Raw genomic sequence first — 21,323 nt, forward strand, 5'->3', positions numbered from 1 at the left:
CTCGCCGGTATCGTGACCACCTCGCGAGAGGAAGGGAAGCGGCGATGAGGGTGCGGTTCGAGGGAGACGTCTTCCGCTGGGAGGCCCGCAGCGACAGCGACTGGTACTTCGTCGCTCTGCCGCCCGAGCCGAGCGCTGAGATCCGCGAGACCCAGACCGTCCGCCGCGGTTTCGGCGGGGTGCGGGTCGACGCCACGATCGGCGGCACGACCTTCCGCACCTCGATCTTCCCGCAGGCCGGGGGCGTCTACGTCCTGCCGCTCAAACGCGCCGTGCGCGACGCCGAAGCGATCGACCCCGGGGCGGTCGTGCGGGTCGACCTCTTCGTCCTCGACGCCTGACCCGTGCCGATGCTCGTCGCGCTCGCCGCCGCGGTTTTCGCCGCAGCCGGCATCGCCCTCGTCGTGCTCGACGCGCGCACGCACCGCCTCCCCGACGTCGTGGTGCTGCCGTCGCTCCTGGTCGTCGCGGGACTGCTGACCGTCGAAGCGCTCCGCACGAGCGACCCGCAGCGCGCGTTGGGCGTCGTCGGGGGTGCGACGGCGGCCTTCACCGTCGCCCTCGCTCTGCACCTCGTCCGCCCCGGGGCGTTCGGCGGCGGTGACGTCAAGCTCGCCGCCCTCGTCGGCGCGCCGCTCGGGTGGTACGGGCCCGAGGCCGTGGCATCCGGTCTGCTCTTCGCCGTCGTGCTCGGCGGGGTGGCGGCGACCGGTGCTCTGCTCGCGGTGGGGCGGCGCGCCGAGATCGCGTACGGGCCCTGGTTGCTGTCGGGCGCGTGGCTGCGCCTCCTGGAAGGACCGCACGGAGGGATGACGCCGGGCTGACTTGCCGCTCGGGCCCTCGGCGGTCAAGCCCGCGAGGCTCGCGCCCTCGCGCCGTTAGCCTGACAACATGGCTGACCTCATCCGTCGTGTCACGGCCTGGGCGCTGCGCCTCCGGCTCGTGCGCGCCTTCCTCGTCTACTCGGGGGCGCGCGGCCCCATGCTGGCCGACAGCGTGACCTATCGCACCCTGTTCAGCCTGTTCGCCGCCGTGCTCATCGGGTTCTCGGTCGCGGCGATCTGGCTGTCGGGCAATCCCGAGGCGTTCTCGGCGCTCGAGCGCTCGGTCAACAACGTGGTGCCCGGCCTGGTCGGCCCCGACGGTCTGCTCGACGTCAGCAAGCTGGACGCCCCGCGGGAGTTCACCGTCGCGGGGGTCATCGGATCCATCGGTCTTCTCGGTGCCGCGATCGGCGCCATCGGCTCTCTTCGCTCGGCTCTCCGCCAGATCGCCGGCGTCGCCACCGACGACACGCTCCCCGTCCTCGTCATCGTGCGCAACCTCGCCGTCGCCGTCGGCATCGGCGTCGCTCTCGTCGGCGCGGCCATCGTGACCTTCCTCGCGACCGCGGGGCTCACCTTCGTGCGCGAACTGCTCGGTGTCTCCGCCGACTCCTGGATCTCGGCGGTGCTCACGTGGCTGGTCTCGACGGCCGTCGTCCTCCTCCTCGACACGGCCGCCGTGGCCGTGGCCTTCGCCGCCCTCTCGGGCGTGAAGACGCGCCGTCGCACGCTCGTGCGGGGCGCCCTGCTCGGCGGTGTGGGGCTCGTCGTCCTGCAGCAGCTGTCGGGACTGTTCGTCGGCGGGGCGGGCAACAACCCGCTTCTGGCGACCTTCGCCTCGCTGATCGCGCTGCTGTTGTGGCTGAACCTCTCCAGCCAGGTCATCCTCATCGCGGGGGCCTACATCACCGTCGCCACCGAAGAGGATCACGACCGGGTCCGCGCGAAGTACGGCGCCTCCACCCTGATCCAGTTCCGCGTCCGCCGGGCCGAGAAGGCGGTGCGCGCCGCGACCGGAGAGCTCGAGGCCGCCCGCGCGGCCGAGGTGAAAGAGCGCGAGACACTCTTGAAGAGCGACCCTGCCGCCGCCGATCGCGAGGAGCGCGCCGAGGTGCGCGCGGGGTCGCGCGATGAGTGAAGCCGCCGCCGGTCTCCTGGCATCGCGTGAGCGCGTAGCCGCATACAGCGCCGACGCTGTGCGGGCGGCCGAGAAGCCCCTCCTGGCCGAGGGGCGGCCGCTCATGCGGTGGGCCGCCGCGGCCCTGGCCGATGTCGTCGCCCGGCAGCTCGAGACCCGTCCCGGTGCCCTCCTCGTCCTCGCGGGCGCGGGCGACAACGGGGGAGACGCCCTCTTCGCCGCGGCCGAGCTCTGCACCGTCGCCGAACGCGTCGACGTCGTCCTCGTCCGTGATCGCGTGCACCGGGCGGCACTCGACGCCGCCCTGGTCGCGGGAGCGCGCGTGCGTTCGGCGTCGGAGGCGTGCGGCGCCCTGGCCGAGTACGCCCTGGTGCTCGACGGCATCCTGGGTATCGGTCATCTGGCCGACCGACGCCTGCGCGGGGGAGCGCGCGCCCTTGTGGAGTGCGTCCGCGCCCTCGACGAGCGGCCGATCGTCGTCGCGGTCGACCTGCCCAGCGGTCTCGATCCCGACGACGGGACGGCGGATGCCGCGGTGCTCGCCGCCGACATCACGGTCACGTTCGGAGCCCTCAAGGCGGGCCTGATCCGTGGTCGGGGTCCCGAGTTGTCGGGGCGGGTGCATCTCGTGGACCTGGGTCTGGAGCCGTATCTCCAGCTCGCTCACCCCGCGGCGACCGCTCCGGTCGAGATCGTGCGGGTCACCGCGCCGCAGCGTCCGTGACGAGGGCGCCTCAGCGGGCGTAACGCTCGACGAACGTCCGCAGCATGCGCGAGGGAGCCGTCACGGGCGCGCGGCGGACGGCCGCGAGCGTCAGGTCGAGCTCGTCCGGGGCGAAGTAGCCGTACGCGGCGTACGCGTGAATGCGCGTAACGATCCCGTCCAGGTCGAGCTCGGGGTGGAACTGGGTGGCGTAGACGTTCTGCTTCACACGGAACATCTGCACGGGGCACGTCGCCGAGGACGCGAGGAGGGTCGCTTCGGGCGGGAGCGCGCTGATCGCCTCTTTGTGGCCGACGAACGCGGGGAAGGTGAGGGGCATGCCCTCCGCCAGCGGGTCGTCGCGACCCGCGGGGGTCAGGGACACGTCGACGACGCTGATCGGCTCGGCGAACGTGCCGTCGATGGGCGCGCCGAGGTGCGTTCCCAGGGTGCCCACGCCGTAGCAGGCGCCGAGGAACGGCAGGTCTCGGGCGACGACCTCGTCCACGAGGGCCGCCATCTCGCTCTCGACACGCTGCTGAACGGCGGACTTCCGCTCGATCGGGTCGGACGCGTTGAAGGGGCTCCCCCCGACCAGAATTCCCGACACCTCATCGAGGTCGAACGCGGGCAGGGGTTCGCGTTCGAGTCGCACACGAAGGAGGCGCTCGGGAGGCAGCCCCGTGAACCGCAGGAAGAGGGCGTACTCCTCGTCGGCCGGGAGGTCTTCCGCTCGCGTCGCGAGGAGGACGAAGGGGCGGTCGCCGGGGAGGTCGGTCGGGGTCACCTCAGCGATTGTAGGTGAGCGCTGTCAAGGCGCCGGGCGGCGTCGGTACCGCGGTCTACGCTGGCGGCATGGCTATTGCACGACTGACCGGAGGCCCGCTCGACGGGCAGGTGCTCCCTCTCGAGAACGAGTCCGACGACACGCTGATCATGCCCTACAGCGAGGGCCAGCTGGTCTACCGCCGCGACGGCGGCCTGGCGAACCAGGGCGAGGCCGACGGTCCCACCGAGGCCGTCTTCGTCTACTCGGAAGAGACCGAAGACATCAACCCCGACGCCGACGGACGCGACGATTGAGCGGAGCCCGCAGCGGCTCGTCGAACGTCGAGGTCGAGTCGAAGTACGACGTCGACGATGACACGCCCCTTCCCGACTGGTCGGGTCTGCCGGGCGTGACGCGGGTCGGCGAGCCCGAGCCGCGCGACCTCGATGCGCGCTACCTCGACACCGCGGGTGCCGACCTGGCGCGCGCGGGCATCGCGATCCGCCGCCGCACGGGTGGCCCCGATGCGGGCTGGCACGTGAAGGGTCCGGTCGAGGGTGCCGGGCGCACCGAGACGCAGTGGCCGCTCGAGGGCGACATCGACCCCGACGCCGACCCGATCGTGCCTGGCGCGATCCAGGATGCCGTCGCCTCGGTCGCCTCGCCCCCGTTCACGCCCCTCGCGCGCCTCCGGAACCACCGCACGGCCTATGCCCTGCTCGACGCGGACGGGAACGAGGTCGCCGAGTTCGTCGACGACCACGTCCGCGCGCGGGACGAGCGTCGCGGCGTGGACTCCGCGTGGCGCGAGTGGGAGGTCGAGCTCGGACCCGCCGCGCCCGCCGACGACGAGGCTCGCGCCGTGTTCTTCGCGGCGGTCGACGCGGCGGTGTTCGCCGCCGGGGGTCGCCCCGCGGCATCCGGGTCCAAGCTCGCTCGCGCTCTCGGGCACTGACAACAACCCTGGACCGACGCGGTTCAGGACGGCACCTCGCCGACGGAGGGTCGCCACGGGCGACCTGTCGTCGCGGGGTGCCGTTCCGCGTTCGCGCGCTGTCTGTCACGGGGACGACGAAGGCCCGCCCGGCGAACCGGACGGGCCTTCGAGCGTCATGTGATCAGAGGTTGATCATGTGTCCCGTCAGACCGTGGAAGGCCTCCTGCAGACCCTCCGACAGCGTCGGGTGGGTGTGCACGTTGCGGGCTGCCTCGAGCGCGGTGAGGTCCCACTTCTGAGCGAGCGTCAGCTCGGGCAGGAGCTCCGACACGTCGGGGCCGATGAGGTGACCGCCGATGAGCTCGAGAGTCTCGGCATCGGCGACGAGCTTGACGAAACCGACGGGCTCGCCCAGGCCGTTGGCCTTGCCGTTGGCCGAGAAGGGGAACTTCGCGACCTTGATGTCGTGACCGGCATCGCGGGCCTGCTGCTCGGTGAGGCCGAACGACGCGACCTGCGGGTTGCAGAAGGTGGCGCGGGGCATGTTGCGGTAGTCGCCCAGGGTCAGCGTCTCGGCCCCGGCGATGGTCTCGGCGGCCACGACGCCCTGCGCCTCGGCCACGTGGGCCAGCTGCAGCTTCGCGGTGACATCACCGATCGAGTAGATGTGCGGCACGTTGGTGCGCATGTGGTCGTCGATCTCGATGGCGCCACGCTCGGTGAGCTTCACGCCGGTGTTCTCGAGGCCGAAGCCGTCGACCTTCGGCGCGAAACCGATCGACATGAGCACGCGGTCGGCGTCGATCGAGCCGGTCGAGCCGTCCTTCGCCGTGTAGGCGACGGTGACCTTGTCGCCGTGGTCGGTGACCGAGTCGACCTTCGTCGAGGTGAAGATGTCGACGCCGTAGCCCTTGTACTGCTTCTGGATCTCTTTCGAGACCTCGGCGTCCTCGTTCGGGAGGGCGCGGTCGAGGAACTCGATGATCGTGACCTTCACGCCGTAGTTGGTCATGACGTACGCGAACTCCATGCCGATGGCGCCCGCGCCGACGATGACGATCGACTCGGGGAGCTCGCGGGTGAGGATCTGCTCCTCGTACGTGACGACGTTCTCCGAGAGGCTGACCCCGGGGAGCAGGCGCACGGTCGAGCCGGTGGCGATGATGACGTTGTCGAAGGTGACCTGCTCCTTCGAGCCGTCCGTCAGCGTCACGTTGAGCGTGTGGTCGTCGGCGAAGGAGCCGCGCCCTTCGTACTCGGTGACCTTGTTCTTCTTCATCAGGTAGTGGATGCCCTTGACGTGACCGGCGGCGACGCTGCGCGAGCGGTCGAACGCCTTGCCGAAGTCGAAGGTGACATCGCCCGAGATGCCGAACAGGTCGGCCTTCGCGTGGAACGTGTGCGCGAGGTCGGCGTTGCGCAGGAGGGCCTTGGAGGGGATGCAGCCCACGTTGAGGCACACACCGCCCCAGTACTTCTCTTCGACGATCGCGACCGACAGTCCGAGCTGTGCGCCGCGGACGGCGGCGACGTATCCGCCGGGACCCGCACCAAGAATGACCAGATCGTAATGAGGCATGGTTCCAGCCTATCGCCCGGTGGTGTCGCCGCCGGCGGTCTTCCGACCCGCGCGCGAGGCGAAGACGTAGACGAGCACGCCGGCCACGATGACGAGCAGGACCGCGAGCAGGATCCAGGGCAGGGGCGACGCGTCCGAGGTGTTCTCGGCGGGCAGGGGAGTGGCATCCGACGAAGCCGACGGCGCCGCGCTCTCGGCGGTCGAGGGGCTCGCCGATGCCGTGGTGGTCGCCGTCGCGGTGGGGGTGGGGGCGGCCGCGGGGACTGTGAAGGCGAAGTCGCCGTCGATGGGGTGGCCGTCGCTCGACACGACGCGCCACTTCACCGTGACGGTCCCGGATGCCGCTCCCGTCAGGGCCTGCGTCACCTCGGCGCCCGAGACGGTCGGGGCGCCGTCGGCGAGCGAGGCGCCCGAGGCGTCGGAGACCTCGATCACGGTCGCCCCCGGGTCGGTGAGGATGTCGGCGCTGTAGGTGAAGGTGATCTGGGAGGGGAGCGCCTCGAGCGTCGCGCCGGCGGCGGGATCGGTCGAGACGAGTTCGTCGTGGGCCGCGGCGGGCAGGGCCGGTACGAGCAGAGCGGCGGCGGCCAGCAGGCCGGCGGCCACGAGAGCGGGAAGGGAGCGTCGGCGGGGCGTCTCGAGGGAAGTCACTCTTCGACCCTAACCAGGCGGAAAGCGACCGGACCGAGAGCGTGCACAGAGCCTCGGTGTCTCCGAAGGTGGCCCCGGGTGAACACGGCGCGCCGACAGCGGGTGATGCGGACTCGACACGGGCACGTTCGGGTCGATAGGTTCGAGTGTCTCGTCGGCCGCCTCCGCATCCCCCAAACCGCGGTGTCCCGGTTTCGGCGAATACAGACACATCACGCCTCACCATGGCCCGCTCGAAGTCGGTCGACCCCGCCGTTGGCGACCGATCGGTTATGGTGAATATGAAGGAGAAGCCGTGGACGAGACCAGCCGATTCGAGCGAGACGAGATCCGGCGCGCGGCCGACGCCGCCGCAGCGGGTGCCTCTCACGACACGACCCAGACCCACGACGCCGACCTCTCGTTCGTGCCCTTCGGTGCGGACCTCACCGAGGCCGAGCTCGAAGCGATCGAGGCTCTCCCGACCGGGGCCGCCCTGCTCATCGTGCGCTCCGGCCCGACGACCGGAGCCCGCTACCTCCTCGACACCGACGTGACCACCGTCGGCCGTCACCCCGAGGCCGACCTCTTCTTCGACGACGTCACCGTCTCGCGGCGTCACGCTGAGATCCTGCGCTCGGGCAGCTCGTTCGAGATCGTCGATCAGCGCTCGCTGAACGGCAGCTACGTCAACGGCGAGCGGGTCGATCGTTCCGCTCTCGTCAACGGCGCCGAGGTGCGCATCGGCAAGTTCCGCTTGAACTTCTTCGGTTCGCCGGTCGACCTGCCCGCGGCAGAGCACTGATGGCGGCAGCCCCCTCCCGTAGTCGACAGACGGCTGCGGGGCTGCTCAGCATCGGGCAGGTGCTCGCGCGCCTGACCCCGGACTTCCCGGCACTCACCTCGAGCAAACTGCGGTTCCTCGAGGTGCAGGGGATCGTGTCGCCGACCCGCACCGAGTCGGGCTACCGCAAGTTCTCGCCCGCCGATCTCGAGCGTCTGCGTCTCGCGCTCACCCTGCAGCGCGACCACTACCTTCCGCTCGTCGTCATCCGCGACTATCTGGCGGATCTCGATGCGGGCCGCAACCCGGCGCCGCCCACCGCGATCCCGTCGATGACCAGCGCTCCGCGCCGTTACCGCCGCGACGAGCTCCTGTCCGCCGCGGGTGCGCGCCCGCAGTTGCTGAACGACGCGATCAGCACCGGCGTGATCACCGGTTCCGACACCTACTCCGAGCAGGCCGTCACACTGCTGCGGGCCCTCGTCGCGCTCGATCGCCACGGCATCGAGCCGCGTCACATCCGCTCGCTCCGCCAGAGTGCCGAGCGCGACGTCTCGCTGGTCGAATCGGCGCTGTCGGCCCTGCTGCGGCGCCCCGACGCGCCGTCGCGGGCCCGTGCGAGCGAGCTCGCACCCGAGCTCGCGGCTCGTCTCGACGAGGTGCGGACGATGTTCGTGCGCGATGCTCTCGAGCGAATCCTGTCCTGATCGCGACACGCCGCGGCCCTCGGAGCGGATGTCATTGCCGGGGGACCTCCGCTCATCTAGCGTGGAGGAAACGAACCGATGAGGAGGACGCGAGCATGAACGCTGGCGACGCACTCGGTGAACCTCGGTTCGCCGCCGACCTCCTCTTCACCGACGGTCTGCCCGAGATGGACGACGACACCGGGTATCGCGGAGCCGTCGCGGCACGCGCCGCCGGTATCACCTACCGCCAGCTCGACTACTGGGCTCGTACCGAGCTCGTCGTTCCGACGGTCCGTGGCGCGAGTGGTTCGGGGTCGCAGCGTCTCTACGGCTTCCGCGACATCCTCGTCCTCAAGCTCGTGAAGCGTCTTCTCGACACCGGCATCTCGTTGCAGCAGATCCGCACCGCGGTCGATCAGCTCCGTGCGGCGGGCATCCGCGACCTCGCCGGCACCACGCTCATGAGCGATGGAGCGTCGGTGTATCTCTGCACCTCGAACGACGAGGTCATCGACCTCGTCAGCCGCGGTCAGGGCGTCTTCGGGATCGCCGTCGGCAAGGTCCTCCGTGAGGTCGAGTCGACGCTGGTCGACTTCGAGAGCGCCACCCCCGACGCCGTCGACGAGCTCGCCGCCCGCCGCGCCGCACGCACCGCCTGACAGACTCCTTCGGATCCCGGATGCCATGGCATCCGGGATTCTGCTTTTTCCACACGCACGAGTCGCCAGGGTGTGTCGCCTCGCGCTCTTTCGGATCGACGCTGTCCGGCGACTCACCCGCGACGTGCGCGAGCGGAAACGTCAGACGCCGCCCGGCTGCGGGGGGCAGCGGGATGGCGTCCGAAAAAGCCGAGGCTCAGGCCTGCGGGGCCTCGTTCTCGACGGGGATGCGGCCGGTGCGCACGATCCGGTCGAGGAGGGCGTCGAAGTCGGCGGCGAGCTCTTGCGCGGAGTCGCCGGGCCAGACGTGCAGCGGCTTCGCGGCGCCCTGCGCCTGCTGCAGCGAGGTGCGCTCGGGCAGCTGCGGGTTGAGCACGAGGGGACCGAACATGTCGCGCAGTTCCTTGATGCGGAACTGGTGCTCGATCGACTGCGGACGCACGCGGTTGACGACGACGCCGAGGGGCTGCAGACGCGGCGAGAGGCCGCGTCGGATCTCTTCGATCGCGCGCAGGGCGCGGTCGGCGGCGGCGACCGAGAACAGCCCCGGCTCGGTGACCACCACGACGCGGTCGCTCGCCGCCCAGGCGGTGCGCGTGAGGGCGTTGAGCGAGGGGGCGCAGTCGATCAGCACGAGGTCGTAGTCGGCCTCGATGGTCGCGAGGGCCTCTTCGAGCTTCCACACGTCACGGACGCTGGGGTGCGGGCCGTCGAAGTTGATCGCCGAGGGGCTCCCGATCAGGACGTCGATTGTGCCGGGATGCACCTTCGCCCACCCGCTCGAGGTGATCGCCTGTCGGACGACCTTCTCTTTGGGGTTGGCCAGGACATCGGCGATGTTGAGCCGACCGGCGACCTGGATGTCCATCCCGGTCGACACGTCGGACTGAGGGTCGAGGTCGACGACGAGAGTGCGGACGCCACGTGCGAAGGCTGCGGAAGCCAGCCCGAGTGTCACGGTCGTCTTGCCGACCCCGCCTTTGAGAGAGCTGACGGAGAGTACGTGCACGAGAGTCCACGTTACCGTCCCCTAGGCTGTGAGCACATTCAGCTCCGCCAGCTTGACGTGAGGTGCGCATGTTCTCGAAAATCCTGGTCGCCAATCGCGGGGAGATCGCGATCCGCGCCTTCCGTGCGGCATACGAGGTCGGAGCCCGCACCGTCGCGGTCTACCCGTATGAGGATCGCGCCTCGCTCCACCGCTTGAAGGCCGACGAGGCGTACCAGATCGGTGAGCGGGGCCACCCGGTCCGCGCCTACCTCGACGTCGACGAGATCATCCGCGTCGCCCGCGAGTGCGGAGCGGATGCCATCTACCCGGGCTACGGCTTCCTCTCCGAGAACCCGGAGCTCGCCGAGAAGGCGGCTGCCCACGGCATCACCTTCATCGGCCCTCCCGCCGAGGTGCTGGCCATGGCCGGCAACAAGGTCACGGCGAAGGAGCACGCGATCTCCGCGGGCGTCCCGGTGCTGCGCTCGACGCCCGCGTCGGACGACATCGACGAGCTCCTCGCGCAGGCCGACGACATCGGGTTCCCCGTGTTCGCGAAGGCCGTCGCCGGCGGTGGCGGTCGCGGCATGCGGCGCGTCGAGTCGAAGGGCGAACTCGCCCCGGCGCTGGCGGAAGCCATGCGCGAGGCCCAGAGCGCCTTCGGCGACCCGCGCATGTTCCTCGAGCAGGCCGTTCAGCGACCCCGCCACGTCGAGGTGCAGATCCTCGCGGATGCCGCGGGCGAGACCGTCCACCTCTTCGAGCGCGACTGCTCGGTGCAGCGGCGCCACCAGAAGGTCATCGAGATCGCGCCCGCGCCGAACCTCGACCCCGCGGTCCGCGACGACCTGCACCGCTACGCGGTCGCCTTCGCCCGCTCGATCGGCTACCAGAACGCCGGCACCGTGGAATTCCTGCTCGAGACCGCGGGCCCGCGCGCCGGCGAGGTCGTCTTCATCGAGATGAACCCGCGCATCCAGGTCGAGCACACCGTCACCGAGGAGGTGACCGACGTCGACCTCGTGCAGTCGCAGATGCGCATCGCCGCCGGCGCCACCCTCGCCGACCTGCACCTCCGGCAGGACGACATCCGCCTGCGCGGCGCGGCGTTGCAGTGCCGCATCACGACCGAGGACCCCACGCAGGGCTTCCGCCCCGACACCGGGAAGATCACCACGTATCGCTCGCCCGGTGGTGCCGGCATCCGCCTCGATGGCGGAACGACCGCGGCAGGCTCGCAGGTGAGCCCGCACTTCGACTCGATGCTGTCCAAGCTCACGTGTCGCGGCCGCGACTTCGAGGCCGCCGTGTCGCGCGCCCGTCGGGCTCTCGCCGAGTTCCGCATCCGCGGCGTCTCGACGAACATCCCCTTCCTGCAGGCCGTGCTCGACGACCCCGCTTTCGTCGCGGGCGATCTCAGCACCTCGTTCATCGACGAGCGCCCCGAGCTGCTCAAGGGTCGCGAGTCGAAAGACCGCGGGACGAAGATCCTCTCGTGGCTGGTCGACACCACCGTCAACCGCCCCCACGGCGAGAACCCGCTCTCGATCGACCCCGGCGCGAAGCTCCCCGCGCTCGACCTCGCCTCTCCCGCCCCGGCCGGCTCGCGTCAGCGACTGCAGGAGCTCGGTCCCGCGGGCTTCGCGAAGGCCCTGCGCGAGCAGACCGCCCTCGCGGTCACCGAGACGACGTTCCGCGACGCACATCAGTCCCTTCTCGCCACGCGCGTGCGTACCCGCGACCTCGTGCGCGTCGCCCCCTACGTCGCCCGCCTGACGCCCGGGCTCCTCTCCGTCGAGGCCTGGGGCGGGGCGACCTACGACGTCGCTCTCCGCTTCCTCGGCGAAGACCCGTGGGAGCGCCTCGACGCCCTCCGCCAGGCCCTGCCGAACGTGGCGATCCAGATGCTGTTGCGCGGCCGCAACACCGTCGGGTACACCCCGTACCCCACCGAGGTCACCGACGCGTTCGTGGCAGAGGCCGCGGCATCCGGGGTCGACATCTTCCGCATCTTCGACGCCCTCAACGACGTGTCGCAGATGCGGCCGGCGATCGACGCGGTGCTGCGCACCGGCACCGCCGTCGCCGAGGTGGCCGTCTGCTACACCGGCGACCTGCTGGATCCCGCCGAAGACCTCTACACGCTCGACTACTACCTGCGCTTGGCCGAGCGGATCGTCGACGCGGGAGCGCACGTGCTCGCGGTGAAGGACATGGCGGGGCTGCTGCGCCCGGCGGCCGCGGCGAAGCTCGTCTCGGCGCTGCGCGAGCGGTTCGACCTGCCGGTCCACGTGCACACCCACGACACGGCGGGAGGGCAGCTCGCGACCCTGCTGGCCGCGTCGGCGGCGGGAGCGGATGCCGTGGACGCGGCGTCGGCGCCCATGGCGGGGACCACGAGCCAGCCGTCGCTGTCGGCCTTGATCGCGGCCCTCGCGCACACCGACCGCGACACCGGTATCGATCTCGCGGCCGCGAGCGATCTCGAGCCCTACTGGGAGGCCGTTCGACACCTCTACCGCCCGTTCGAGTCGGGGCTGGCCGGGCCCACCGGGCGCGTCTACCGGCACGAGATCCCGGGCGGGCAGTTGTCGAACCTGCGTCAGCAGGCGATCGCGCTGGGCCTCGCCGACGACTTCGAACTCATCGAGGACATGTACGCCGCCGCCGATCGCATCCTGGGGCGCGTTCCGAAGGTCACGCCCTCGTCGAAGGTCGTGGGCGATCTCGCCCTGCATCTCGCGGCGGTCAAGGCCGACCCGGACGACTTCGAGCAGCACCCCGAGAAGTACGACGTTCCCGACTCGGTCGTGTCGTTCATGGCGGGCGAGCTGGGCGACCTGCCCGGCGGGTGGCCGGAGCCGTTCCGCTCGAAGGTCCTCGCCGGTCGGGATGCCAAGACGGGCACCACCCCGCTCACCGACGACGACCAAGCCGCCCTGACGGGGGAGTCCGCCGAACGGCGTGCCCGCCTGAACCGGCTGCTGTTCCCCGGGCCCACGCGCATCTTCGAGGAGGCTCGCGAGACGTATGGCGACCTCAGCGTCCTCGACACGGCCGACTACCTGTACGGCCTGCGCTCCGGCGGCGAGCACACTGTCGAGATCGAACGGGGCGTGCAGCTGTTCGTGGGCCTCGAGGCCGTCGGCGAGGCCGACGACAAGGGCATGCGCACGGTGATGACCACGCTGAACGGTCAACTGCGCCCGGTGTTCGTCCGCGATCGTTCGATCGACGTCGAGGCGCGCCAGGCCGAGAAGGCCGATACCTCGAAGCCGGGACAGATGGCGGCGCCGTTCTCGGGTGTGGTGACGATGAAGGCGGCGGCGGGCGACCGCGTCTCCGCCGGTCAGGCGGTGGCATCCATCGAGGCCATGAAGATGGAGGCGGCGATCACCGCGACCGTCGACGGGGTGATCGAACGTGTCGCAATCGGTACCACACAACAGGTCGAAGCAGGAGATCTTTTGCTGGTAATCCGCCAAGCGCAGTAGCCTGGGAGGGGGCGCTTTCGCGCCCTCTTCCCGTTTGGAGACTGCAGTGACCCCCGACCGCACCGACGCGAACCCCGACGAGAACGCCGAGCACGGCGTGCTCGAAGAGAGCGGGAACCTCGACACGGCCAGCATCACGATCCTCGGTGGGCACATCGCGCAGGTCAACGTCGACCTGCCCGTGGCCAGCGACGACGACGATCTCGACGACGACGTGATCGAAGACGAGATCCCCCTCGACGAGGCCGACCTGGCCGCCCTCGACGCGCCGCGCACCCCCTCCGCGGCGCCCGCCGACACCGACGCACGCGACGACATCGTGCACGACCCCCACGTCGAGCAGCTCCCGACCGGCGACATCATCCTCGAGCCGCAGGACACGGACGAGGCAGCGGAGCCGTTCGCCGACGACGACGTGCACGATGCCGAGGTGATCGAGGAACCGCCCCACGAGCCCACCGCGAACGAGGCCCCGGATGCCGAGCACCCGGCGGCCGCGGAAGCAGCCGGTGACGAGAGCTCTTCCGACGCCGCGGCGGAGCCGTCCGGCGACCAGCAGGAGCTCGAAGATGCCCCGGAGGGCGCGGCGTCGGTGGAGGCTGACGAGATGCTCGGAGACGACGAGCCCGTCGGTTCCGATGAGGAGCGCGACGGCTTCCTCGCGGACGACGACGTGCTCGCGGCGGTCGACCCCGAGACCGACGGGGTCGAGGCGGCGGAGGCGGACCAGCGAGCCGAGGATCTCGCCGATGCCGAGATCGTCGACGACGTCGAGCTGTTCGAAGCCGATGCCGCCGAACCGGTCGACGTCGTCGCCGGCGCGGACGGTATCGAAGACGACCACGCACCGGCCGACGATGAGCCCGCGACGCTCGACCCGTCGGAGACGAACGACGAGTCCGGCGTCGAGAGCGACACCGCGCCGCAGCTCACGCACGCACCGTGGGTTCCCGCGGCCGTCGACGAGCCCGCGGATGCCCCCGCGCAGGACGCTGTGCCCGCGCACGTCGAGCCCCCTCACGCCGAGCCCGCGCACGTCGAGCCCGCGCACATCGAGCCCGAAGACGTCACCGTCGAAGAGGCCGGGGCATCCTCGGCCCCGTCTGCGGACGTCGACGACGCCGGTGTCGATGAGCGCGAGATCGGGGCGGCAACGACCGATGCCACCCCGCCGACGACCGACGCGCCGCGCCCGGACACCGCGGTGGACCCGCAGCCCGCGGCGGTAGCCGCCACCGAAGTCGAGGCCGCCGCCGTCGCACGGCCCGAGATCGACGCCGCCCCCGCACCGGTGCCGACCACGCGCGCCCAGCGCGCCGCGACGGGCGTGATCGGAACGATCCCGCTCACGCGTCGCAGCGCACACCAGGCCGACGACGCGGCCCGCGCCGCGGACGCGGCCGCTCGCGTCGACCGCGCTCACGCGCTGGAGCGCGTCCGCACGCCCGCTCCCGAGGTCGCGCTCACCTCGAAGCGCATCGGTCAGATCGACGACGAGCGCGAGAGCGCCGACCTGCTCACCGCCGACCGTCTCCTCGACCCGCGCCAGATCGCGCGTCCCGAGCCCGAAGGTCTCTGGCAGCAGCTCGTCTACTCCGTCTCGCGTCACCGCATCAACCTCGGTGACGGTCGTCGCGCGCGTCAGCGCAAGGATCTCGACCGTCGGATCGCCGCGCCCCTCGCCGGTGGGGCTCGCTTCGTGCCGGTCCTCTCGCGCAAGGGCGGGGTGGGCAAGACCACCATCACCTCGCTTCTGGGCATGGCCCTCGCCGACGCGCGCGACGACCGCATCATCGCGGTCGACGCCAACCCCGACCGCGGGACTCTCGCCGATCGCGTGGGCCGCCCGAACGGCCGCACGGTCCGCGACCTCGTCCGTTCGCACGACGAGATGGTCGGCTACAACGACGTCTCGTCGATCGTCGCCCGGGATGCCACGCGCCTCGACGTCCTGGCATCCGATTCCGATCCGCGGGTGTCCGAGGCGTTCAGCGACGACGACTACCGTCAGGTGGCCGACGTCGCCGCGCACTACTACTCGATCGTCCTCACCGACACGGGCACCGGGATCGTGCACTCGGTCATGGGTGCGACGCTCGAGCTCGCCGACACCCTGGTGATCGTCGCCGGTCTCTCGGTCGACGAGGCGCGTCTCGCCTCCGAGACACTGACCTGGCTCGAGACCAACGGCTACGCGTCGCGGGTCCGCGACGCGGTCGTGGTGCTGAACAACTCGCGCCCCGGCACGCCGCTGGTGCGCGAGAGCGAACTCGAGGCGCACTTCCGCTCGCGCGTGCGCACCGTGATCCGCATGCCGTACGACGCACGCATCGCCGCGGGCAGCGCGATCACCTTCCGTGACCTCCAGCCCTCGACCCGTCAGGCCGCGCGGGAGCTGGCAGCGGCCGTGGTCGAAGGCCTGCGCACCCCGGCGGCAGCGGCATGACCGTCCGCCCGATCCGCCTGTTCGGCGACCCCGTCCTGCGGGCGACGAGTGCGCCCATCGAGCAGATCGACGACGGCATCCGTGCCCTCGTCCAAGACCTCCTCGACACGGTCGAGCTGCCCGGCCGCGCGGGAGTCGCCGCGCCGCAGATCGGCGTGGGTCTGCGCGCCTTCAGCTACAACATCGACGGCGACATCGGCTACGTGCTGAACCCCGTGCTCGTCGAGACGCGCGGAGAACCCGAGCCGGTGGGGGAGGGCTGCCTCTCGGTGCCGGGTCTCTGGCACGACGCCCTGCGCTACCCATGGGCGAAGGTGGTCGGCATGGACCTTGACGGCAACGAGGTCGTCCTCGAGGGCGAGGGACTGCTCGCCCAGGCGCTGCAACACGAGACCGACCACCTCGACGGCATGCTGTACCTCTCGCGCTTGTCCGCCGAGACGCGCCGCGAGGCCATGCGCCAGGTGCGCGAGAGCGACTGGTTCTGACCTGAGCCGTGCAGAGGGGCCCGGATGCCGGCATCCGGGCCCCTCTGCATACTCCGCGCGACCTCGGTCGTCCGTCGCTTTTCGGGCTGAGGTCGTGCCCGGAAATGCAACGGCCCGGCCCCGAGGGGACCGGGCCGTCGTCGCATCACGCGTCAGGGGAGCGAGACGTTCGTCGTGTTCACCGGCACGGCGTAGATGTCCTCGATCGCATCGGCGAAGTCGGCCACGATGACGTTTCGCTTGATGCTCATCTTGGGCGTCAGATGGCCGCTCGCCTCGGTCCACTCGGTCGGGAGGATCGTGAACTTGCGGATCGATTCCGCGCGCGAGACCCGCGTGTTGGCTCGGTCGATCGCGCCCTGCACCTCGGCGCGCACCTTGTCGTTCTCGGCCGCCTCGGCGAGCGGCATGTCGGCGGGCAGTCCGTTGTTGGCCAGCCAGGTCGGCAGCATCTCGGTGTCGAGTGTCACCAGCGCCGCGATGAACGGCTTGTGATCGCCCACGACCACCACCTGTCCGACGATCGGGTTCGCGCGGATCGGGTCCTCGAGGGCCGCGGGCGCGACGTTCTTTCCGCCCGCGGTGACGATGATCTCTTTCTTGCGGCCCGTGATGGCCAGGAACCCGTCGCTGTCGAAGGCGCCGATATCGCCCGTCTTGAACCACTCCCCGTCGAACGCCTCGGCGGTGGCCTCGGGGTTCTGCCAGTACTCGCGGAAGACGTTGATGCCGCGCACCTGGATCTCACCGTCGTCGGCGAGACGGACGCCGACACCGGGCAGGACGGGGCCGACGGTGCCGATCTTCGACTTCGTGGCGAGGTTCACCGTGGCCGGCGCCGTGGTCTCGGTGAGACCGTACCCCTCGAGGATGACGACGCCGAGGCTGCGGAAGAAGTGGCCCAGGCGGGGGCCGAGGGGAGCCGAGCCCGACACCGCGTAGACGATGTTGCCGCCCATGGCATCCCTGAGCTTGGAATAGACCAGCTTGTCGAAGAGGGCGAATTTGATCTTGAGCAGCAGGGGGATCGACTTGCCGTCCTGCAGACGCTGGGAGTGCTCGATCGCCGCGTCGGCGGCGGCGCGGAAGATCTTGCCCTTGCCGCCGGCCTCGGCCTTCTGCTCGGCGGAGTTGTAGACCTTCTCGAAGACGCGGGGGACCGCGAGGAGGAAGGTGGGGCGGAAGCTGCCGAGCGCCGGGAGCAGCTGCTTCGTGTCGGGCTGGTGGCCCGTCTTCACCCCCGCGTGCACATTGAGCAACGAGATGAAGCGTGCGAAGACGTGCGCCGTCGTGATGAACAGCAGGGTCGAGGCACCGGGGGTCTCGACGACCTCGTGCAGCGACTTCGCGGAGTTGCGCGCCAGCTCGACGAAATTGCTGTGGACGAGGACGCAGCCCTTCGGGCGGCCGGTGGACCCCGAGGTGTAGATGAGGGTCGCGACGTCGGAGGCCTTCGCCAGGTGGCGGCGGCGCTCGATCTCTTCGTCGGTGATGTGCGTGCCGCCCGCGACCAGGGCGTCGAGGGCGCCCGAGTGCATCGACCACACCTCACGGACGAGGGGGAGGTCGCTGCGCACCTCGTCGAGACGCTCGGCATGCTCCGGTGACTCGAGGACGACCGCGATGGCGCCGGAGTCGGACAGGATCCACGAGATCTGCGACGGCGAACTGGTCTCGTAGACCGGGACCATGATGGCTCCGGCATAGAAAAGCGCGAAGTCGACCAGCGTCCAGTCGTAGGTGGTGCGGGCGATGAACCCCACCTTCTCACCCGGCTGGACGCCCGCGGCGACGAAGCCCTTCGCGAGGGCGATGACCTGCCGTTCGAACTCGACGGCGGTGACATCGCGCCACCCGTCGCGGTCGGGGACCGCGAACAGCGGCCGGTCGGGGGTGGCGCGGACGCGGTCGGCGAGCAGGTCGGACGCGTTGGCGTCGGGGTCTGCGGGAACGAGGGCGGGTTGATCGAACTGGATCACGGCAACTCCTTTGGCACCGGAAGAACGTCGAGCGGTTGGACGAGTCTATCCGTATGGATGCGCTCTCCCCCGAGAGCGCCGTGCTTCCTCCCCGGCTGCGGGGGATGGCTAGACTTCTCCGGGCCGAGCCGCACGGCGGGCCCGGAAGGGAGAACGGTGCGCAACGTCGGCATCGACATCGGGGGAACGAAGATCGCGGGGGGCGTCGTCGACGAGGACGGCACCATCGTCGAGAAGCTCCGCGTCGACACTCCCATCGACCCCGCGGCCCTGGTGGACGCCGTGGTCGACATGGCCGACCATCTGCGCCGCGCGCACCGGATCCACGCGATCGGCGTGGCGGCGGCCGGCTTCATCAGCCGCGACCGCAGCACCGTGATCTACGCGCCGAACATCGACTGGCGCGACGAGCCCCTGCGTGCGCGGCTCGAGCAGCGCCTCGACGCCCCCGTCACGATCGAGAACGACGCGAACGCCGCCGGGTGGGGCGAGTACCGTTTCGGCGCCGGCCAGGGCGTACGGGACATGGTCATGCTCACGATGGGCACCGGCGTCGGCGGCGCAGTGGTCACCGACGGCGAACTCTTCCGCGGAGGACACGGCATCGGCGCCGAGCTCGGCCATATGCGTTTCGTGCGCGGGGGCCACCCCTGCGGATGCGGGCAGAACGGATGCCTCGAGCAGTACGCCTCGGGTCGCGCGCTGCAGCGCGAGGCCAACGCCATCGCCGACGAGGGCGGGATGGGGGCTGCCCTCGCGGCGGTCCGCGAGGAGCGGGGGGCGATCCCTGGGCCCGCCGTCTCGCGCCTCGTGCTGGCCGGCGACCCCGGGGCCGTCGAGGCCCTGCGCCGCGTGGCCACCGCCCTCGGCGAGGCGTGCGGAGGCTTCCAGGCCGTGCTCGACCCCGAGGTGTTCGTCATCGGCGGGGGAGTGGCGCAGCTCGGCGCCGACTTGCTCGAGCCCGTCAAGCTCGCGTACGAGACCTCGCTCCCGGGATACGGTGAGCGTCCGGTCGCGGAGTTCGCCATCGCGCGACTGGGCAACGACGCCGGTCTCATCGGAGTCGCGGACCTGGCCGGAAAGGAGCGCTGACGATGTTCTACTGGCTCATGAAGTACGTGGTGATCGGGCCGGTCATCAAGGCCGTGTTCCGCCCGTGGATGGTGGGCCGGCGCAACATCCCCGTCGAGGGCGCCGCGATCCTCGCGAGCAACCACCTGTCGTTCTCCGACTCGATCTTCCTGCCCCTCATGATCGATCGCCGGATGGCGTTCCTCGCCAAGAGCGACTACTTCACCGGCAAGGGCCTCAAGGGCTGGGCCACCCGCATGTTCTTCACCGCGACGGGCCAGCTGCCCATCGACCGCTCGGGCGGCAAGGCCTCGGAGGCCTCACTCAACACGGGCCTCGGGGTGCTCGGACGCGGCGAACTGCTCGGCATCTATCCCGAGGGCACCCGCAGCCCCGACGGCACCCTGTACCGCGGCCGCACGGGCATCGCACGCATGGCCCTCGAAGCACGCGTTCCGGTCGTACCGGTGGTCATGGTCGACACCGGCGCCGTCATGCCCATCGGTCAGCGTCTGCCCCGCGTCGGTCGCGTCGGGATCGTGATCGGCGAGCCCTTGGACTTCTCGCGCTTCGAGGGCATGGAGGGCGATCGCTACGTGCTCCGTTCGGTCACCGACGAGATCATGGTGGCCCTGCAGCGTCTCGGCGAGCAGCGCTACGAGGACGTCTACGCCTCGACCGTGAAGGACCGTCTCGCCACGTCGGAGGCGGCGAAGGCGCCGGCCTCGCGCCACTAGACTTCAGGGGTGAATCAGCAGCTCCACGACCTCGACCACTGGCGAACCCTGCCCATCAAGCAGCAGCCGCAGTGGTATGACGAGGCCGCTGTGGCCGCGGCGTCCGCAGAACTCTCGACCCTCCCTCCGCTGGTCTTCGCCGGCGAGGTCGACATCCTGCGCGAGCGCCTCGCGCGCGCCGCCGCCGGCCAGGCGTTCCTCCTGCAGGGCGGTGACTGCGCCGAGACCTTCGCCGGCGCGACCGCCGAGCAGATCCGCAACCGCATCAAGACCGTGCTCCAGATGGCCGTCGTCCTCACCTACGGCGCCTCGATGCCCGTGGTCAAGATGGGCCGCATGGCGGGGCAGTTCGCCAAGCCGCGCTCGAGCGACGTCGAGACGCGGGGCGACGTGACGCTTCCGGCGTACCGCGGCGACATCGTCAACGGGTACGACTTCACCGAGGAGTCGCGGAAGGCCGACCCCGCACGCCTGCTCAAGGGCTACCACACGGCCGCGTCGACCCTGAACCTCATCCGCGCGTTCACCCAGGGCGGCTTCGCCGACCTCCGCGAGGTTCACAGCTGGAACAAGGGCTTCGCGAGCACCCCGGCCAACCAGGCCTACGAGAGCATGGCGACCGAGATCGACCGAGCCATCAAGTTCATGGAGGCCGCCGGCGCCGATTTCGACGAGCTCACGCGCGTCGAGTTCTACACCGGCCACGAGGGTCTGCTCATGGACTACGAGCGCCCGATGACGCGCATCGACTCGCGCACGGGTGAGCCGTACAACACCTCGTCGCACTTCCAGTGGATCGGCGAGCGCACGCGCGAGCTCGACGGCGCGCACGTCGACTACTTCTCGAAGATCCGCAACCCCATCGGGGTGAAGCTCGGCCCCACCACGACGGCCGAGACCGCTCTGGCGCTGATCGACAAGCTTGACCCCGACCGCGAGCCCGGGCGCCTGACGTTCATCACGCGCATGGGCGCGGGCAAGATCCGCGATGCCCTGCCGCCGTTGCTCGAGGCCGTGCGCGACTCGGGCGCGACCCCGCTCTGGGTCACCGATCCCATGCACGGCAACGGCATCACCACGCCCACCGGTTACAAGACGCGTCGTTTCGACGACGTGGTCGACGAGGTGCGCGGGTTCTTCGAGGCGCACCGCTCGGTGGGCACGCACCCCGGCGGCATCCACGTCGAGCTCACCGGAGACGACGTCACCGAGTGCCTGGGCGGTTCGGAGCAGATCGACGAGGCGACCCTCGCGACGCGCTACGAGAGCCTGTGCGACCCGCGCCTGAACCACCGGCAGAGCCTGGAGCTCGCGTTCCTCGTGGCCGAGGAGCTCGAGAACCGCTGACCCCTGTTCGCGTAAGACGACGCCCCCGACCGCGAGGTCGGGGGCGTCGGTCGTTGCG

General features: G+C 70.6%; 20 protein-coding genes. 15 read left to right on the top strand and 5 right to left on the bottom strand.

From position 1 onward, the window contains the following. Nucleotides 1–44 precede the first annotated feature (44 nt). The 4 genes from J2X55_RS08540 (at nucleotide 45) to J2X55_RS08555 (ending at nucleotide 2,686) form a co-directional block, all read left to right on the top strand. Nucleotides 45–341, top strand: coding sequence for a DUF1905 domain-containing protein (locus J2X55_RS08540; RefSeq protein WP_115920479.1), 297 nt, complete (start codon nucleotides 45–47; stop codon nucleotides 339–341). Between the two features lie 9 nt (nucleotides 342–350). Continuing rightward, nucleotides 351–824 carry an A24 family peptidase gene (locus J2X55_RS08545; RefSeq protein ID WP_309823030.1) on the top strand — a complete coding sequence of 158 codons (474 nt, stop codon included), beginning with the start codon at nucleotides 351–353 and terminating at the stop codon, nucleotides 822–824. A 67-nt stretch (nucleotides 825–891) separates the two neighbouring features. Then, nucleotides 892–1,962, top strand: a complete 1,071-nt coding sequence (locus tag J2X55_RS08550; protein WP_309822885.1) for a YhjD/YihY/BrkB family envelope integrity protein — start codon at nucleotides 892–894, stop codon at nucleotides 1,960–1,962. Further along, nucleotides 1,955–2,686: an NAD(P)H-hydrate epimerase gene (locus J2X55_RS08555; RefSeq protein WP_309822886.1), complete on the top strand. Its 732-nt coding sequence runs from the start codon at nucleotides 1,955–1,957 to the stop codon at nucleotides 2,684–2,686. The genes J2X55_RS08550 and J2X55_RS08555 overlap by 8 nt, the downstream gene beginning before the upstream one ends. Nucleotides 2,687–2,696: 10 nt before the next feature. Here J2X55_RS08555 and J2X55_RS08560 read toward each other — a convergent pair whose 3' ends face one another. Next, complete coding sequence (locus J2X55_RS08560; RefSeq protein ID WP_309822887.1) at nucleotides 2,697–3,452, bottom strand: glutamine amidotransferase; 756 nt, start codon at nucleotides 3,450–3,452, stop codon at nucleotides 2,697–2,699. A gap of 68 nt (nucleotides 3,453–3,520) precedes the next feature. Between J2X55_RS08560 and J2X55_RS08565 the strand changes: the two genes are divergently transcribed. Continuing rightward, nucleotides 3,521–3,748 carry a response regulator gene (locus tag J2X55_RS08565; RefSeq protein ID WP_309822888.1) on the top strand — a complete coding sequence of 76 codons (228 nt, stop codon included), beginning with the start codon at nucleotides 3,521–3,523 and terminating at the stop codon, nucleotides 3,746–3,748. Continuing rightward, nucleotides 3,745–4,389: a CYTH domain-containing protein gene (locus J2X55_RS08570; protein ID WP_309822889.1), complete on the top strand. Its 645-nt coding sequence runs from the start codon at nucleotides 3,745–3,747 to the stop codon at nucleotides 4,387–4,389. The genes J2X55_RS08565 and J2X55_RS08570 overlap by 4 nt, the downstream gene beginning before the upstream one ends. Nucleotides 4,390–4,552: 163 nt before the next feature. Here J2X55_RS08570 and lpdA read toward each other — a convergent pair whose 3' ends face one another. Both lpdA and J2X55_RS08580 read right to left on the bottom strand, forming a co-directional pair. Then, the gene (gene lpdA / locus J2X55_RS08575; RefSeq protein ID WP_309822890.1) at nucleotides 4,553–5,950 is read right to left on the bottom strand and encodes a dihydrolipoyl dehydrogenase; all 1,398 of its coding nucleotides are present in this window, start codon (nucleotides 5,948–5,950) and stop codon (nucleotides 4,553–4,555) included. 9 nt (nucleotides 5,951–5,959) lie between these two features. Then, complete coding sequence (locus J2X55_RS08580; RefSeq protein ID WP_309822891.1) at nucleotides 5,960–6,601, bottom strand: copper resistance protein CopC; 642 nt, start codon at nucleotides 6,599–6,601, stop codon at nucleotides 5,960–5,962. A 295-nt stretch (nucleotides 6,602–6,896) separates the two neighbouring features. Here J2X55_RS08580 and J2X55_RS08585 point away from each other — a divergent pair, with 295 nt between their 5' ends. From J2X55_RS08585 to J2X55_RS08595, 3 genes are all read left to right on the top strand, one after another. Beyond that, nucleotides 6,897–7,385 (top strand): FHA domain-containing protein, encoded by a 489-nt coding sequence (locus tag J2X55_RS08585; protein ID WP_181906557.1) that lies wholly within the window; start codon nucleotides 6,897–6,899, stop codon nucleotides 7,383–7,385. Beyond that, nucleotides 7,385–8,071: a MerR family transcriptional regulator gene (locus J2X55_RS08590; protein ID WP_115920495.1), complete on the top strand. Its 687-nt coding sequence runs from the start codon at nucleotides 7,385–7,387 to the stop codon at nucleotides 8,069–8,071. The genes J2X55_RS08585 and J2X55_RS08590 overlap by 1 nt, the downstream gene beginning before the upstream one ends. A gap of 95 nt (nucleotides 8,072–8,166) precedes the next feature. Beyond that, nucleotides 8,167–8,712 carry a MerR family transcriptional regulator gene (locus tag J2X55_RS08595; RefSeq protein WP_115920497.1) on the top strand — a complete coding sequence of 182 codons (546 nt, stop codon included), beginning with the start codon at nucleotides 8,167–8,169 and terminating at the stop codon, nucleotides 8,710–8,712. A gap of 196 nt (nucleotides 8,713–8,908) precedes the next feature. On the opposite strand, the gene J2X55_RS08600 is transcribed toward J2X55_RS08595, so the two are convergent. Then, nucleotides 8,909–9,721, bottom strand: a complete 813-nt coding sequence (locus J2X55_RS08600; protein WP_055835478.1) for a ParA family protein — start codon at nucleotides 9,719–9,721, stop codon at nucleotides 8,909–8,911. A 68-nt stretch (nucleotides 9,722–9,789) separates the two neighbouring features. Here J2X55_RS08600 and J2X55_RS08605 point away from each other — a divergent pair, with 68 nt between their 5' ends. The 3 genes from J2X55_RS08605 to def are packed head-to-tail and all read left to right on the top strand — an operon-like array spanning nucleotide 9,790 to nucleotide 16,131. Then, nucleotides 9,790–13,197, top strand: coding sequence for a pyruvate carboxylase (locus J2X55_RS08605; RefSeq protein WP_309822892.1), 3,408 nt, complete (start codon nucleotides 9,790–9,792; stop codon nucleotides 13,195–13,197). 46 nt (nucleotides 13,198–13,243) lie between these two features. After that, complete coding sequence (locus J2X55_RS08610) at nucleotides 13,244–15,643, top strand: MinD/ParA family protein (RefSeq protein ID WP_309822893.1); 2,400 nt, start codon at nucleotides 13,244–13,246, stop codon at nucleotides 15,641–15,643. Further along, nucleotides 15,640–16,131 (top strand): peptide deformylase, encoded by a 492-nt coding sequence (gene def, locus J2X55_RS08615; protein WP_115920501.1) that lies wholly within the window; start codon nucleotides 15,640–15,642, stop codon nucleotides 16,129–16,131. The genes J2X55_RS08610 and def overlap by 4 nt, the downstream gene beginning before the upstream one ends. A gap of 152 nt (nucleotides 16,132–16,283) precedes the next feature. On the opposite strand, the gene J2X55_RS08620 is transcribed toward def, so the two are convergent. After that, complete coding sequence (locus tag J2X55_RS08620; RefSeq protein WP_115920503.1) at nucleotides 16,284–18,110, bottom strand: long-chain fatty acid--CoA ligase; 1,827 nt, start codon at nucleotides 18,108–18,110, stop codon at nucleotides 16,284–16,286. Between the two features lie 156 nt (nucleotides 18,111–18,266). Here J2X55_RS08620 and J2X55_RS08625 point away from each other — a divergent pair, with 156 nt between their 5' ends. From J2X55_RS08625 to J2X55_RS08635, 3 genes are read left to right on the top strand one after another with little or no spacing between them, the layout of a single operon-like run. Further along, nucleotides 18,267–19,202, top strand: coding sequence for an ROK family glucokinase (locus J2X55_RS08625; RefSeq protein WP_115920505.1), 936 nt, complete (start codon nucleotides 18,267–18,269; stop codon nucleotides 19,200–19,202). A gap of 2 nt (nucleotides 19,203–19,204) precedes the next feature. Continuing rightward, nucleotides 19,205–19,918: a lysophospholipid acyltransferase family protein gene (locus J2X55_RS08630; protein WP_309822894.1), complete on the top strand. Its 714-nt coding sequence runs from the start codon at nucleotides 19,205–19,207 to the stop codon at nucleotides 19,916–19,918. Nucleotides 19,919–19,927: 9 nt separating this feature from the next. Beyond that, entirely contained in the window at nucleotides 19,928–21,265 is a 1,338-nt protein-coding gene (locus tag J2X55_RS08635) for a class II 3-deoxy-7-phosphoheptulonate synthase (RefSeq protein ID WP_115920507.1), read from the top strand. Nucleotides 21,266–21,323: the final 58 nt, after the last annotated feature.

The organism is Microbacterium sp. 1154, from assembly GCF_031455375.1.
Lineage (GTDB): Bacteria > Actinomycetota > Actinomycetes > Actinomycetales > Microbacteriaceae > Microbacterium.

Bases quoted from the DNA above. Each gene is read 5' to 3' on its own strand.
- J2X55_RS08540 (WP_115920479.1), top strand. From the start codon at position 45: ATGAGGGTGCGGTTCGAGGGAGACGTCTTCCGCTGGGAGGCCCGCAGC.
- J2X55_RS08545 (WP_309823030.1), top strand. From the start codon at position 351: ATGCTCGTCGCGCTCGCCGCCGCGGTTTTCGCCGCAGCCGGCATCGCC.
- J2X55_RS08550 (WP_309822885.1), top strand. From the start codon at position 892: ATGGCTGACCTCATCCGTCGTGTCACGGCCTGGGCGCTGCGCCTCCGG.
- J2X55_RS08555 (WP_309822886.1), top strand. From the start codon at position 1,955: ATGAGTGAAGCCGCCGCCGGTCTCCTGGCATCGCGTGAGCGCGTAGCC.
- J2X55_RS08565 (WP_309822888.1), top strand. From the start codon at position 3,521: ATGGCTATTGCACGACTGACCGGAGGCCCGCTCGACGGGCAGGTGCTC.
- lpdA (WP_309822890.1), bottom strand. From the start codon at position 5,950: ATGCCTCATTACGATCTGGTCATTCTTGGTGCGGGTCCCGGCGGATAC.
- J2X55_RS08590 (WP_115920495.1), top strand. From the start codon at position 7,385: ATGGCGGCAGCCCCCTCCCGTAGTCGACAGACGGCTGCGGGGCTGCTC.
- J2X55_RS08595 (WP_115920497.1), top strand. From the start codon at position 8,167: ATGAACGCTGGCGACGCACTCGGTGAACCTCGGTTCGCCGCCGACCTC.
- J2X55_RS08605 (WP_309822892.1), top strand. From the start codon at position 9,790: ATGTTCTCGAAAATCCTGGTCGCCAATCGCGGGGAGATCGCGATCCGC.
- def (WP_115920501.1), top strand. From the start codon at position 15,640: ATGACCGTCCGCCCGATCCGCCTGTTCGGCGACCCCGTCCTGCGGGCG.
- J2X55_RS08630 (WP_309822894.1), top strand. From the start codon at position 19,205: ATGTTCTACTGGCTCATGAAGTACGTGGTGATCGGGCCGGTCATCAAG.